Source organism: Actinomadura miaoliensis, from assembly GCF_039536785.1.
In the GTDB taxonomy this organism is placed as follows: Bacteria; Actinomycetota; Actinomycetes; order Streptosporangiales; family Streptosporangiaceae; genus Spirillospora; species Spirillospora miaoliensis.
The window spans coordinates 258,010-270,712 of record NZ_BAAAZG010000001.1; the positions used below are offsets into that span (position 1 = coordinate 258,010).

The following is a 12,703-nucleotide window of genomic DNA, read 5'->3' on the forward strand; positions in this document are numbered from 1 at the left end:
GGCGAGACTGAGAGAGGACGACACGATGGCACGCGTTGTGATCATCGGAGGCGGTTTCGCGGGCGCGTGGAGCGCGGCGGGAGCGGCGCTGGCACGCACCCGCACCGCGCACGCGGACACAGGCACGGATGCGGACCTGCGCATCACGCTCATCACGCCGAACGAGCATCTGGTACTGCGGCCGCGCCTGTACGAGCCGGAGCCGGACCTGGCCAAGGTCGCACTGGGCAGGATCCTCGACCCGATCGGCGTCGAGCACCTGCGGGCCTCGGTGAACACGATCGACACCGACCGGCGAGTGGTGGTGGCAGGCGGTGAGGAGATCGGCTATGACCGCCTGGTGCTGGCGGCGGGTAGCGCGCTCATCCGGCCGCGGGACCTGCCCGGCAAGGAACGGCTCTTCGACATCGACACTCTGGAGGCGGCCCGTCGGCTCGCCGACCATCTGCGCGGCCGGGAGAACTACTCCGTCGTGGTGGTCGGTGCCGGGTTCACCGGCCTGGAGGCCGCGACCGAACTCGCCGCCCGCGGCCGGGTGCTGCTGGTGGATCGGGCGCAGGCGGTCGGAGAGCAACTCGGCCCGGGCCCGCGTACGGCCATCGAGGCGGCCTTGGACGAACTGGGGGTCGAACGGCGCCTTGGAACGACGCTGAAGGAGGTCGGCGACGGATACGCCGTCCTGTCCGACGGCACCAAGGTCCCGGCGGACGCGGTGGTCTGGACCGTGGGGATGCGGGCCAGCGAGCTCACCCGGCAGATCTCCCGCGAACTCGACCACCTCGGCCGGGTGCCCGTAGACCGGCGGCTGCGCGCCCTCCCCGAGGTGTTCGTCGCCGGGGACACCGCCGCGGCGCCGTTCGACGCCGAGCACACGGTCATGCAGGCCTGCCAGCACGCCACCCCGATGGGCAAGGTCGCCGGGTACAACGCGGCTGCGGACCTGCTCGGCATCCCGCCGCGCGACTTCACCCCTGGCCCCTACGTCACCTGCCTGGACTTGGGCGACGCCGGAGGGATCTTCACCCGCGGCTGGGACCGCAGAGTCATGGCCGTCGGCACCGACGGCAAGGACATCAAGCAGCGGATCAACCGGGCGATCCACCCGCCGGTAGACGACGCCTCGAAGATCCTCGCCGCTGCCGACCGCGTCCACATCGAACTTCCCTTCTTCCCCCGCACCGAGGAAGCCACCACCCCTGAGGCATAGCCCCTGCCCTGCAGAACACGGGCGGCCACCCGGCCGCCCGTGTGGCAAGCATCCCTTGAGCCCAAGCACCTAGGCCGTGTCGTCAAAGTGTCTAGCCACATCAGCAGGGCGGCCAGAGTGACGGCGGCCTGGTAGGAGCGGGCGGTCTTGCAGTAGCGGGTGGCGATGCCGCGCCATTGCTTGAGCCGGTTGAAGCAGCGTTCGACGACGTTGCGCCGCCGGTACACATGCGCGTCGAACGCGGGTGGGCGGCCTGCGCGGCGTCCTTTGCGCAGCCAGTTGCGAATCTGGTCGGCGCGTTCGGGGATGGTGGCGCCGATCCCGCGCTCGCGCAGCCAGGCGCGGATGGTGCGGGTGCTGTAGCCCGTGTCCGCGACCAGGTGCCCGGGCCGCACGCGGGGGCGGCCCGGCCCGAGCGGCGCACGACCTGTCCACGCTGCTGCGCATGGCGGCCCTGGACGGCGCCCTCGCCCTGCTCGGTAACCCCCTGGAGCAGGCGGCGCGGACTCGGCCGAACCTCCTCGCGGGCCTACGCTGCTGTCCGCCGGCTCGCCCACGTCGTCAGTGTGGGCGGCACCATGTGGGAGCCTCGGCGCGAAGGCTCCGTGTGGCACCGGTACCGCTCGCCCGGGGGCCGGCGGACGGCAGGCGGTCATGGAATGCGGTGACCGGCGGCCCGGAAGAGTTCGTACCACTCGGGGCGGGTGAGGGGGATGTCGGAGCCCTGGGCCGCCCCGGCCACGCGCTCCGGGGTGGTGGTGCCGAGGACGACCTGCATGCGGGCGGGATGCCGGGTGATCCACGCGGTGGCGATCGCGATGGGCGGCACCCCGTACTCGGCGGCGAGCCGGTCGATGACCGCGTTGAGCTCGGCGTGCTCGGGCGCGCCGAGGAAGACGCCGTCGACGATCCCGGACTGGAACGGCGACCAGGCCTGGACGGTGATGTCGTGGAGCCGGCAGTAGTCGATGATCCCGCCGCCGTCCAGAGTGACCGACTCCGGTTCGCCCATGATGTTGGCCGTCAGGCCCTGGGCGATGATCGGGGCGTGGGTGATCGACAGCTGGAGCTGGTTGACGACGATGGGCTGGCGTACATAGCGGCGGAGCAGCTCGATCTGGCCCGGGGTGTGGTTGGAGACCCCGAACGCCCGCACCTTCCCGGCCGCCTCTAGCTCGTCGAAGGCCCGGGCGACCTCCTCGGGCTCGACGAGCGCGTCGGGCCGGTGCAGCAGCAGGATGTCGATGCGGTCGGTGTCCAGGGCGCGCAGCGACTCCTCGACCGTCGCGATGAGGTGCTCGTAGGAGTGGTCGTAGTAGGGGCCCTCGCGGACGATGCCCGCCTTGGTCTGGATGGTGACGGCGTCGCGTTCGGAGGGTGTGAACCGCATCGCCTCGGCGAAGCGCCGTTCGCACTCGTGCGTCGTCCGGCCGTAGATGTCGGCGTGGTCGACGAAGTCGATGCCGACGTCCCGGGCGGTGCGCACGAGCGCGCGGATCTCCTCGTCGCTCTTGTCCGCGATGCGCATGAGACCGAGCACGACATTCGGGGCGGAGATGTCCGTCCCGGGCAGGGTGAACGTCTTCACTGGCTGGTTGTCCTCTCCGATATGGCGCTCACGCTGGACGAGTGGTCACGGTGGGGGGCGGCCACGGAACGCGAAGAGAGTGTCCAGATCGCTCTGTGACGAACAACCCCGACACCCTCGTCAACGCACTGTACTCAAGATCGTCGATACCACGGTCACGAGCTCCCGGCTCCCCAGACGGCCGCGCCTACCTCCACCGGGACCACCATGCGAGACACTCCTCAGCCGGGTGCGGGTACGCGCCGCGGTGCCGGCTCAGCGGCGGATTGTCTTGGGCCCGGCGGCCGGTCCACAGTTGTGAACCGACGTACCGACCGCGCCGATGAATTGGGGCCATCTATGACATTCAGGGCGGCCCGGGGGGCGTACGCATCGGCCCCTGGCGGGTCGTCGACTGACACAACGCCTACGCCAGGGGCGGCGCCGAGGCGGTCGACGCGCTGCCCGGTGGCCGGACCTGGTGCGAGGACCTCGAGGCCCTCGCGCCAGAGGACGAACGTCACCTGCTGACCTTCGAAGGGCACGTCACCCACCTGCCCGACCGTGACCACCGGCTCCTGAAGCACATCGACGTCACGACCCACTCGTCGGAGGCGGAGCGGGCCGGCCTGGATGAGCGGCCCGCCACTTGCTGGCCAAGGGCTGCGGAGCAAGGTTAGGCCAGCAGGGAGGTCAGGGAGCGCAGGTCGTTCACCTCGGCGAGGCCGTAGGTGAGCTCGATGATCGCGTCTGCTCGTTCCGCGGGGGCGCGGCGGCTGGCGTTCAGGCGGAACTTGGTGGCCAGTTCCTCGACGGACAGCGGGTTGCCGGGCCCGCCCCTGTTGGCGTCGACGCGCTCCTCCAGGACGGAGCCGCTGCGGGTGCGCACCCGCAGCACCGCCGGGAACTGGTGCGTGAAGATCTCGTCGCAGCGGGCGTGGGGGACGCAGCGGACCTTCGCGGCCAGTGCCAGCCGGCCGGGGTCCGCGGCGGCCTCGTCGGTGAAGTCCTCGTGGAAGACGCCGAGGCCGCCACCGCCGAGGAGCGCGGCCGCGACGGTGTAGGGGCCGGAGAACGCGGCGTGGTAGCCCGACTTGGGGCGGGCCTTCTCCTCGTGCGGCTCGCCGATGGTGCGCAGGACGGGCGCCAGCGCGCCCAGTTCGATGCCGTCGATGTCGGCGGGGCCCAGTCCGCGGGCGCGCATCCGCAGGACGGCGTAGATGCCCGCGTGGGTGAAGTGGTTGCACGGGTACGGCTTGAAGAAGATGCCGGGCAGTTCCCAGTGCTCGTCCAGACCGGCGGTGAGGGCGTCCAGGTCGACCCGGTCGCCGCAGAACGCCTGCAGGAAACCGAAGCGCCCTTCGAGGGCGGTGGGCGGGCCGGTGATGCCGGTGCGGGCCAGGCCGGCGGCGGTGACGGCGGCGTGCGCGGCCCAGCCGCAGTGGATCCGCTTGACGGTTCCGCCGGTGCGGTTGGCCTCCAGGATCCCCGATCCCATGCTCGCCGCGATCCCCATCGCGTCGGCGATCCCGGCCGCGTCCAGGCCCGACAGCATGGCGGCGGACGCGGCCGCCCCACGGCCCCGCAGATCGCGGTGGCGTGCTGGCCGCGCTCGAAGAACACCGAGTTCCGAGGGTGCGGTCGTAGCCGGCCATGCCCAGCCGGACGGTGATCTCCACGCCGACGCCCACCGCGTCCAGCGGCCGGGCGCCGGGCGCGTGGCGGGCCTCCGCCACGGCGAGCGCCGCGGGCACCACGGACGCGGACGGGTGCAACTACACGCGGGCTCGTCGAGCCGGGTGATCCTCGCGTTCCTGCCCGAGGGCCGCCGCGAGGCCGTCCTGTCCCGCCCGCTGGCCGCCCTCACCGACCGGACCATCACCGACAAGCCCGACCTCCGCGCCAGGCTCGCCGAGACCGCGCGCGACGGCGTCGCCGTCTCCCTCGGAGAACGCCAGGCCGACGCCGCCTCGGTCGCCGCGCCCCTGTTCGGTCCGGACGGCGAGGTGCAGGGCTCGATCAGCGTCTGCGGCCCCCTTCACCGCTTCACCCCCGAGGCCATCGCCCGCTACCGCACCCTTGTCCGCGAGGCCGCCGAGGAGATCACCCGGACCTGGACGGCCCACCGCTGACCCCGCGGCCGGCTCCCGCTCGGCCCACTGCGGCCGCAGGGCGGCTGCCCGGACGCGTGGGACGGTGCCGCCGTGTGGGCGGCCGGAACGCGGACCGGCCCCGGTCGGCGCGACAACGCACCGTTCTCGGGGCCGGCCGTGGATCTCGGTCGTTCAGCTTCCGGAGACCGGCGTGGCCCGGCCCAGTGACGGCGGGCTGACCGGGGACCTGGCCTCCAGGTAGCGCCAGAGCGCGTCGCCGCCGTTGTAGAGGCTGCGGTCCTGCTTCTTCGCCTCGAACAGGGCGGTGAAGCCCGGCGTGGCGTTCTTGGGGAAGAAATTGTTCGCCAGGGTGGCGATCCGGTACCTGGCCTGCGGCCGGACCGGCCGGTTGCCGATCCGGATGTCGCCCTGATCGATCCGGTGGCCGACCGGCTTGGCGGGGTCGTACGTGTAGCGGACGTTGCCGGAGACCGCCATCTGCCGGTACCGGACCGACCCGTCGGCGGCCTGCTGCCACTGGCTCTCCAGGAGCGCGTCGAGCTGGGCGCCGGTGATGTCGCCCCGCACCAGGCCGACGCCGATGCCGCTGTCGTAGACGGTGCCCAGGGCGACTTCGGAGAAGAGCACCCGGCCGGGAGCGTCGGCCGGGTTGGCCGGGTTGGCGGCGTACCGGATGTCGTTCCGGAGGATGCCCGGCATCGCGACCGCCAGGTCGGCCCGCCCGTCCTTGTTCGCCGCCCAGAGGAACGCGTCGGCGGTCGCGTTGTACATGGTCGACTCGGCGGCGTCTCCAGGCGCCCGGGTGAGATCGGCGGTCACCTTCGCCACCGGGGTGTTGCCCCGTTCCACCGAGCGCTTCCTCCAGTACTCCGCGATCCGCGACGTCTCCGGGTCGGGCGTCACGTCCTTGGTGTTGGCGTGGTTGACCGACGTGGTCCGGTCGCGCAGCACCTCACCCGTCCTCGGGTCGAGCTGGAGGTTGATCTCGTTGATCAACCGGCCGTGGTTGGCCGCCTCGACCACCGGCCGGGGCGTGCCGGACGGGTCGGGGAGCATGCAGTTGACCAGCGCGTGCCAGTGCCCGGTGACGATCGCGTCGACGTCCGGGCTGATCCGGGCGTTGAAGTCCACCACGGGACCGGACGGGTTGACGCACTCGTCGTAGCCGGCACCGGACTTCTGGGAGAAGCCCTCGTGTATGACCGCCACGATGGCCCGGACGCCCTGCCGGCGCAGGACCGCGGCGTACTTGTTGACCGTGTCGGCCTCGTCGAGGAAATCGAAGCCCTTCGGGGTGTACGACATCTGCTCCTCGGAGAGGAGCTTGGTGGTCGCGAACACGAAGCCGACCGGGATCCGGCCGCCGCGCCCGTCGTCGACGTACTCCACGCGGTACGGCGGCAGTTTCGGCTTGCCCGAGTGCTCGTCGACGAGGTTGCCGGAGTGGTAGTCGAAGTTCGCGCCCCGGAACCGGCGCCCGGTCGAATCGGTGAAGCACAGGTCGTCGTCGGGACGCCCCTCGCAGGTGCCGTCGATCATGTGGCGCAGGAACGGATAGCCCCGGTCCATCTCGTGGTTGCCGACCGTCGAGAAGTCCAGCCCGATCGAGTTCAGGTACTCGATGGTCGGCTCGTTCCAGAACCAGCCGGTCTCGTTCGGCCACCCGGTGAAGTCGTCCCCGGCGGAGAAGAGGATCGAGTTCCGCTTTCCGGCGCGGAGCCGCTTGAGATGGGTGGTCAGGTACGCGCCGCCGCCGACCTGCTGGGCGGGTTCCCCGGCCCGCGCTCCGGGCACGGTGGTGGTGTAGTCACCGAAGTAGCCGTGCAGGTCGGTGATCGACAGCAACTGCACCGGTACCGGCGCCCCGGCGGCCGACGTGGCCGCGCCGGCCACCGGGGTCGCCGCGAGGGACATGACCAGTCCGGCGATGGTCCCCAGGGCCAGGGTGGCGCGTTTCCGTCTCCGGGCGAGGCCCGAGCGGAACAACAATCGTGGGGCGTGACGCATGTGGTCGGGCTCCATGTGACTGAAAGGATCTTGGTCACCCGGAAGCGTCCCGACCTGCGCTTAACAACGGATGAATGGTGGACCGGCTCGGCCTGACCAGGGCCTTACCAGGTAACGCTCGGGAGCCGCTTCCGGCACCCAGCCGGACAAGCCGACGCACGCGCCAGGCCGACGCGTCACCGGGGAAGCACCCCAACCCTGAGGTCACCAGACCCCTGCGCTAGCCGTAGACCACCTTGCACGCGCGTCCAGCATGGTGAGGCAACGCACGTCGCTCTGACGTCACAGTGCAGACACGTCGACCCTGGCTGAGTCCGCACCCAACCAGTCATGAGGGAGGTACGGGGAAATCGCTTCCGTCGCACGCGTCAGGCCGACCCGTCGCCAGGGAAGCGCCCCAATCCTCAGGTCACCAGACCCCTGCGCTAGCCGTAGACCGCCTTGCGCGCGTCCAGCTTGGTGAGGCACGCACGTCGCCCTGACGCCACAGTGCAGACGCGACAGCCCTGGCTGAGTCCGCACCCAACCAGTCCTGGGGTGGCACGGGGAAATCGCTGCCGTTTGCCGGGCGCCTGACGCGGCGAACAATAACGGCCGTCCCGATCGCTCCCCCGGTCACACGGCATGGCACGGATGAAGCGCCACGTCCATACTGGGCCCCGTGATGAGCGACCCTTTGCCCCATGGGCCCTACCAACCGGCGCCCGGCGGTCCGCCGCCGAACAGAAGTCGGCTCCTGCCGCATCTGCTGCTGGGACTGGTGTTCGTGATCGCCGTGGTCGCCGTGGCCGCGCTGGTGACATTTCGGGTGCTGCGCGACCAGGAAGACCCTGGTACGGGCGGGCCCACGGTGCTGAGTCGGCCGGTGCGGTTTCTCGCCGTCGAGAAGTCCGAGCCTGGCCCGTGCAAGCCGGGCCTGCTATCGGACCCGTCCTCCGCCGAATGCCTCCAGGTCGGGTCCGGCATGACGATCGGCCGGGTCGCCGACATCCGCGTCCGGCCGCCTGACGCCGCGCGTGGCCGTACGAGTCACGTCGTGGCCATCTCGCTCATCCGGCAGGACGCCCAGACGTTCGCCACGATGACGACGAAGGCCGCCCAGGCGCAGCCGCCCGCCAACAGGATCGCCATCGTCGCCGAGGGCCGGGTGCTGTCCGCTCCGGCCGTCACCTCGCCCATCACCGGCGGGGAGATCGAGATCACCGGTTCCGCGAGCCAGTTCACCAAGGAGTACACCGAAGGTCTGGTCCGTCGCATCACCGGCCGCTGAACCGGAGGGCGTCACGGCGCCGCCTTGCGCATCCGCGTCTGGAGGTCAGACCGAGACGCCGCCGAACGCCAGGCCCCAGGCGACCGGGAGTGGCTGACAGTGCCCCGGACCAGCAGCAGGAACGTCGGTCGCACCGCGGCCAGCACGAGGCTCATCACCCATACCGTGAAGATGGCGAGGTCGACATCACGGGCGGGTATTCCTGGACGACGGGCGCGCTTGCTGGCTCTTCGCTACCGTGTGGTGCAGACCCAGGTGATCCAGCGGCCGCCGCCCGCGTTGGATATCGCGTCCCTCTGGGCCGCGGCCCGTGTGGCGCCGCTGCCGCCCCAGTACTTGTTGGTTCTCGAGTTGTATGCGACCGCGCCGCAACCGTTGACGAAGGTCGTGAGGACCTTGCAGCCGGAACTGGGGCACTCGTTCAGCGCCCGCCGTCTCGCGGCGGCCGCCGAATCGTAGTCCCACGCTTTGCCGACGGCGCCGTTAGGCGCCACGGCGATGGCTCCGTAGTTCTGCGGTGCCGGTGCGTATGTGCGGTCCGGGGTGGACGGTTCCGAACTGGGCGGACTGTAGGTCGGCGGACTATAAGTCGGCGGACTGAACGTCGGGGGGCTGTAGGTCGGCGGAGTCGGGAAGCCGCGCAGCGTGGATCTCGCGGCCGCCGGTGTCCCTGGCGAGCCGTCGGACCGGACCAACAACCACAGGACGGCGCCACCTCCGATCAGCAGCAGGAAAGCCCCGACGACCACGATGATGACGACGGCCGGGTTGTTGTTCGGCGGCCGAGGGCCGGGCGGCCCCCATCCCGGCTGTCCGGGCGGCATCGGGGGTCCGGGCGGGCCGGCCGGGGATCCGTAGCCGGGTGGATGGCCACCATGCGGCGGCTGAGGGGGTTGCACTGTGACCGCTCCCCGGGATGCGTCGATATCCGGAAGATCATAGCGACTTTTCCACCAGGACAAAGTGGTGGTGACAAGCGCCCACCCGCACCGCGTGGCGCCATCAGGGATTCGCCAACTATCGCTGGCCGTCACAGGCGGAAGTGACTTGCTTCCCAGCGCCCCCGCCTAGCCACACCACAAACACGTGTCCGCGGATGGGGACAGCACGCAGGTCAGCCCCCAGCCAAGAAGGCGCCCCTCCCCCTTTACCGAGACGACCGCATCCGGCCACACCACCCCGTGTCGGACCCGCGTCGCCGACGCCTGGCGGCGCGGCTGGGCGCACTACTGGCTCGACAGCACGGCCGAGTGGCTGGCCTGGGTGCAGCAGGAAGACCCCGAAGGGCAGCCCTGGCCGTGGTTCGGTTCGTTCGCCTACTGGCCAGAGTCGATCGCGCGCAGGGAGAGCGAACAGCCGCCGGGGTGATGCACTGATCGCCGCGCGTACAGCCGACCTCCCTCCGGGCAACAACGCCTGTTCGAACTCGCCGAAGCCGACAACTGGCAACCACGCGGTGTTGCCTGAGGAAGTTGTCGAGCTCCGTCCTGACGTCCATGCGCCGCACCCCCGTTGTGGCTGAATTCAGTCCAGACGCGAATCAGGCCGCACCAGGTGCAAGTTGCTCAGCCTGTCCTCACGTCGCGCTTCCCCGCGTTGCGGTCTCTGCTGCGAGGTCTGGCCATCTGGAGCACCGGAACGGCCCCCGGTCAAGGTCGCGGAGCTGAACGTCGCCGTTGCCGTGCGGATCGGTGCCAGCGATGCCGCACCAGTCAGCCGCAGCTGCCGACGACATCCTGACTGGTGGTTGGCTGGTGGTGACCGTCGCCTGGACCCGCCTGAGTATGAGCCCGTTCAGCGAATCGAGGTCGCCGCTGCGTACCGGACTTGGCTGGGCCACGGCCGACCGGGTGTCACCCGCTTCGGTATGGCGGTCCTGCCTGACGGGCGACATCAGGTGTGGCTCGATGCGCCATCGATGTCGTCTTGGGCCCCGGTGCGCTACTGAGCGTCTCGGCTGGTTGACCACCAGAACAACGGGCCGCGGGAGAGTTCCTGGTCGGGCTCGGCGGGGACGTCGTGCGCGCGGCGATCCCGGCATCGGCGACCGGACTGACCGCTTCCCCAGATTTGCTCGGTGTCGTTCCTGCAGATGTACAACCACCCGGCCGAACAGGCACCTGATCCGGAGGTGCGCCAACGAGGCGTGCCGCCGCGCCTTCGTCCGCCCCGAAAACGGGCAGGACCACCGAAGTGAAGTACCGCTCACGCGAATGCGCCCGCACCCAAGCACAACGAAATTTGCGCCGCAGGCGCAAACAACACCGGTCCCAGTAACCAATTCCGTAGCCGCGCCCGCCCGGCGCAACCAGGGTTCGGGTACCGGTGGGAGTGGTTCGCCAGAGCGTGCGCCGAGCTGATGTCAGTGGTCAGCCGGTGTGGCGCCGGGGTTCTCATCGGCCAGCCGGGCAGCCTTGCGAGCGGCGGACAGGCGCAGGCCGGCGCCTCAGACGTCGGCCTGCTTGTGGATCACTTCGGGCCCCGGCGGTCCAGGCCAGACTTGGATGAGGTAGTCCTCAACGATCTCATCCACCAGCGACAAGTCGTAGGCGATGTCGCGGCCGCGGGCGTGCACGCGCACCCGGTAGGTTCCGGGACCCGCAATCGTGAGTGGCGGGAGGTCGGGCGGGTCCTCCATCAGGGCGTACACCCTCAGCTGCCCGACGGGTGCCTCCACCGTGACCTCGGCGACCTCCTCCCACTCGTCCCAGGACGGAGCGCCGGGTGGGGGAGCCTGCCGGCGCAGCTCGACGCTGACGGCGACGGCGCCGGTGGCGATGCCGGTGTAAATGACCGCTCCCCAGGGTGGGTCAGGGGTGATCAGTCCGTTGGCGGGGCGGTCGGCAGGAGGAGTCGGCGGGGCGTCGCTCCACTCGGCGAGCAGGAACTGGTGGTAGTTCACCGGGGTGGGTTCAGGGCCGTACGTGAGGCTCGTGTTTGTCCCCGGGGTGTCGGGAGGCATAGGTCTCGATCTCCATTACTGGGCGCCACGTTCGTTTGTCAGTTGCTCGCACCGAGTCATCGTCGACGGCGCGTCGGCATGGATCCAGCTTTCAGCGAGCGGCGGCGGTCGCTGGAATGCCGTGGAGGTCAGCGCAGTGCACGCAGTTGACGAGTGCGCAGCGGCAATTGGCGTATCTCCAACGCGTTGAGCACTCCAAGCCAGCCCTGAGGTCCATCGATGATGGTGGTGCCCTGGTCGACGATCCGGACGTGGGCGATCGGTCGACCTTGGTTGAGCGGCTCGACCAGATCACACAGACGGGCACCGAGTTGCTCGGCCTGGTCGGCGAGGACGCCGAGCCCGCTCCCGGCATAGCGAGCGAGGGTGGCCGGGGCCATCGCGTCGTAGTTGTCATAGCGGATGCCGGCGGCGGCGCGCTCGGCGGACGCCATCAACTCCCGATGCCGCGTCCAGTCTTGCGCGGCCCACGCTGCGGCCCGCTGCTGTTCGCGGCCGGCCGGGTCGTCGGCGAGCACTGCCTGAGTGGTGGCGAGGAGCAGTTCGGTGCTGCGGACCACATGCGCGGCGATCCAGTCGGCGGGCCACGAGCCCGCCGCCGGCTCGTTGAATCCGCCTGCCCGCGCCTCGGCCACGAAGGCGGCGTACCGCTCGCGTAGCCTCGCGACGTTGACCGGCACATTTCCACCGGTCGACCAGCGGCGTGCGGCGCTGTCCCAGGACATCCTGCCGTCGTCTTCGACCCAGACGCGATATCCGTGAACGGGGACCTCCTGCGTCAGCCCAGCGGCGACGTCGGCGAGCATCTCCGCCACACCGCCCCACCACACCGCATCACCAGCTCCCCCATCACGGAAGAACCGCCGAACACAGCCATGGGCTGGACCCGGCCGAAGATCGACGAACAGGACGCTGCCGCCTCCGTCGCCGGCGATCGGCAACCAACGCGGCAGCCAGGCACCCGTGCACGGGGTGCCCGCCGACGCCCGGTTCTCCCGCTCCACGAACGCCGCGAACTGCGCAGGATCAGTGGTCTGTTCTACCACCCCGTTCCAGACCGTCATCCGTATCTTCCGGCTGTCCAAGGCCATCTGGATCGAGCATGGCGTGTAGAACGGCGGCAGCAGACTGCTGAGGCCGGCCTGGCCATCGGCCCGCCGCCACCAGGCGACCAGATCGTCTGGCAGGGCCGTCCCCACAGTGCGTTCCGCCTCGCGGATGTCGTCCTCCGCCGCCGGCGGCCCGATCGCGTCCAGTTCGTGCGGGCAATGCCGGAGCAGCCAGTCCACGATGACGTCCCACGAGTCGTCCACGCCGCGCCGCATCCGCCAATCATGACCCACCGCATTGCGACGCGAAGACACGTGTCGCGATGCTGATCAACGCGAACGGCTCCGGCTCGGGCAGTGTCCGGTCCCCTGGGCCCCCATTCCCCGGTCCGATGTGTGCCGTGAGATCAGTGCGCTGCGGTACATGCCGGTTGGCGCCTGTGCGAGCCGCGGCGAAGACCCGGTCATCGCCGTCACCGGCGTGGACGGCCCAGACCATGGTCGAATAGATTTTCGAATGTGGTTCC

Annotated in this window: 10 protein-coding genes and 1 pseudogene; 4 read left to right on the top strand and 7 right to left on the bottom strand. The window is 70.3% G+C overall.

The window, feature by feature from the left end; all coding sequences use genetic code 11:
- The first annotated feature begins 25 nt into the window (after nt 1-25).
- Nucleotides 26-1,207 carry an NAD(P)/FAD-dependent oxidoreductase gene (locus ABD811_RS01230; protein ID WP_344939479.1) on the top strand — a complete coding sequence of 394 codons (1,182 nt, stop codon included), beginning with the start codon at nt 26-28 and terminating at the stop codon, nt 1,205-1,207.
- 92 nt (nt 1,208-1,299) lie between these two features.
- Here ABD811_RS01230 and ABD811_RS01235 read toward each other — a convergent pair.
- The 3 genes and pseudogenes from ABD811_RS01235 to ABD811_RS01245 all read right to left on the bottom strand — a co-directional run.
- Nucleotides 1,300-1,620: pseudogene (locus tag ABD811_RS01235) on the bottom strand (transposase); the annotation flags it as partial.
- 239 nt (nt 1,621-1,859) lie between these two features.
- Complete coding sequence (locus tag ABD811_RS01240) at nt 1,860-2,795, bottom strand: aldo/keto reductase (protein ID WP_344939481.1); 936 nt, start codon at nt 2,793-2,795, stop codon at nt 1,860-1,862.
- Between the two features lie 655 nt (nt 2,796-3,450).
- Nucleotides 3,451-4,329, bottom strand: a complete 879-nt coding sequence (locus tag ABD811_RS01245) for an MmgE/PrpD family protein (protein ID WP_344939482.1) — start codon at nt 4,327-4,329, stop codon at nt 3,451-3,453.
- A 214-nt stretch (nt 4,330-4,543) separates the two neighbouring features.
- On the opposite strand from ABD811_RS01245, the gene ABD811_RS01250 reads away from it, so the two are divergent.
- Nucleotides 4,544-4,906 (top strand): IclR family transcriptional regulator, encoded by a 363-nt coding sequence (locus ABD811_RS01250; protein WP_344939484.1) that lies wholly within the window; start codon nt 4,544-4,546, stop codon nt 4,904-4,906.
- 153 nt (nt 4,907-5,059) lie between these two features.
- Here the strand turns inward: ABD811_RS01250 and ABD811_RS01255 are convergent, their stop codons facing one another.
- Nucleotides 5,060-6,802, bottom strand: a complete 1,743-nt coding sequence (locus tag ABD811_RS01255) for a bifunctional metallophosphatase/5'-nucleotidase (protein ID WP_344939486.1) — start codon at nt 6,800-6,802, stop codon at nt 5,060-5,062.
- 757 nt (nt 6,803-7,559) lie between these two features.
- On the opposite strand from ABD811_RS01255, the gene ABD811_RS01260 reads away from it, so the two are divergent.
- Nucleotides 7,560-8,165 carry a SecDF P1 head subdomain-containing protein gene (locus tag ABD811_RS01260; protein ID WP_344939488.1) on the top strand — a complete coding sequence of 202 codons (606 nt, stop codon included), beginning with the start codon at nt 7,560-7,562 and terminating at the stop codon, nt 8,163-8,165.
- 233 nt (nt 8,166-8,398) lie between these two features.
- Here the strand turns inward: ABD811_RS01260 and ABD811_RS43830 are convergent, their stop codons facing one another.
- Complete coding sequence (locus ABD811_RS43830) at nt 8,399-8,989, bottom strand: DUF4189 domain-containing protein (RefSeq protein WP_425549346.1); 591 nt, start codon at nt 8,987-8,989, stop codon at nt 8,399-8,401.
- Nucleotides 8,990-9,251: 262 nt separating this feature from the next.
- Between ABD811_RS43830 and ABD811_RS01270 the strand changes: the two genes are divergently transcribed.
- Nucleotides 9,252-9,533, top strand: a complete 282-nt coding sequence (locus ABD811_RS01270) for a hypothetical protein (protein WP_344939492.1) — start codon at nt 9,252-9,254, stop codon at nt 9,531-9,533.
- Nucleotides 9,534-10,611: 1,078 nt separating this feature from the next.
- Here the strand turns inward: ABD811_RS01270 and ABD811_RS01275 are convergent.
- Nucleotides 10,612-11,067, bottom strand: coding sequence for a hypothetical protein (locus ABD811_RS01275; RefSeq protein ID WP_344939494.1), 456 nt, complete (start codon nt 11,065-11,067; stop codon nt 10,612-10,614).
- 188 nt (nt 11,068-11,255) lie between these two features.
- Nucleotides 11,256-12,452 carry an SMI1/KNR4 family protein gene (locus ABD811_RS01280; protein WP_344939495.1) on the bottom strand — a complete coding sequence of 399 codons (1,197 nt, stop codon included), beginning with the start codon at nt 12,450-12,452 and terminating at the stop codon, nt 11,256-11,258.
- Nucleotides 12,453-12,703 lie beyond the last annotated feature (251 nt).

What these genes read in the sequence shown, in the direction of transcription:
- ABD811_RS01280 (WP_344939495.1), bottom strand. Translation starts at nt 12,452, where the DNA reads ATGCGGCGCGGCGTGGACGACTCGTGGGACGTCATCGTGGACTGGCTG.
- ABD811_RS01245 (WP_344939482.1), bottom strand. Translation starts at nt 4,329, where the DNA reads ATGCTGTCGGGCCTGGACGCGGCCGGGATCGCCGACGCGATGGGGATC.
- ABD811_RS43830 (WP_425549346.1), bottom strand. Translation starts at nt 8,989, where the DNA reads ATGCCGCCCGGACAGCCGGGATGGGGGCCGCCCGGCCCTCGGCCGCCG.
- ABD811_RS01230 (WP_344939479.1), top strand. Translation starts at nt 26, where the DNA reads ATGGCACGCGTTGTGATCATCGGAGGCGGTTTCGCGGGCGCGTGGAGC.
- ABD811_RS01260 (WP_344939488.1), top strand. Translation starts at nt 7,560, where the DNA reads ATGAGCGACCCTTTGCCCCATGGGCCCTACCAACCGGCGCCCGGCGGT.
- ABD811_RS01255 (WP_344939486.1), bottom strand. Translation starts at nt 6,802, where the DNA reads ATGTCCCTCGCGGCGACCCCGGTGGCCGGCGCGGCCACGTCGGCCGCC.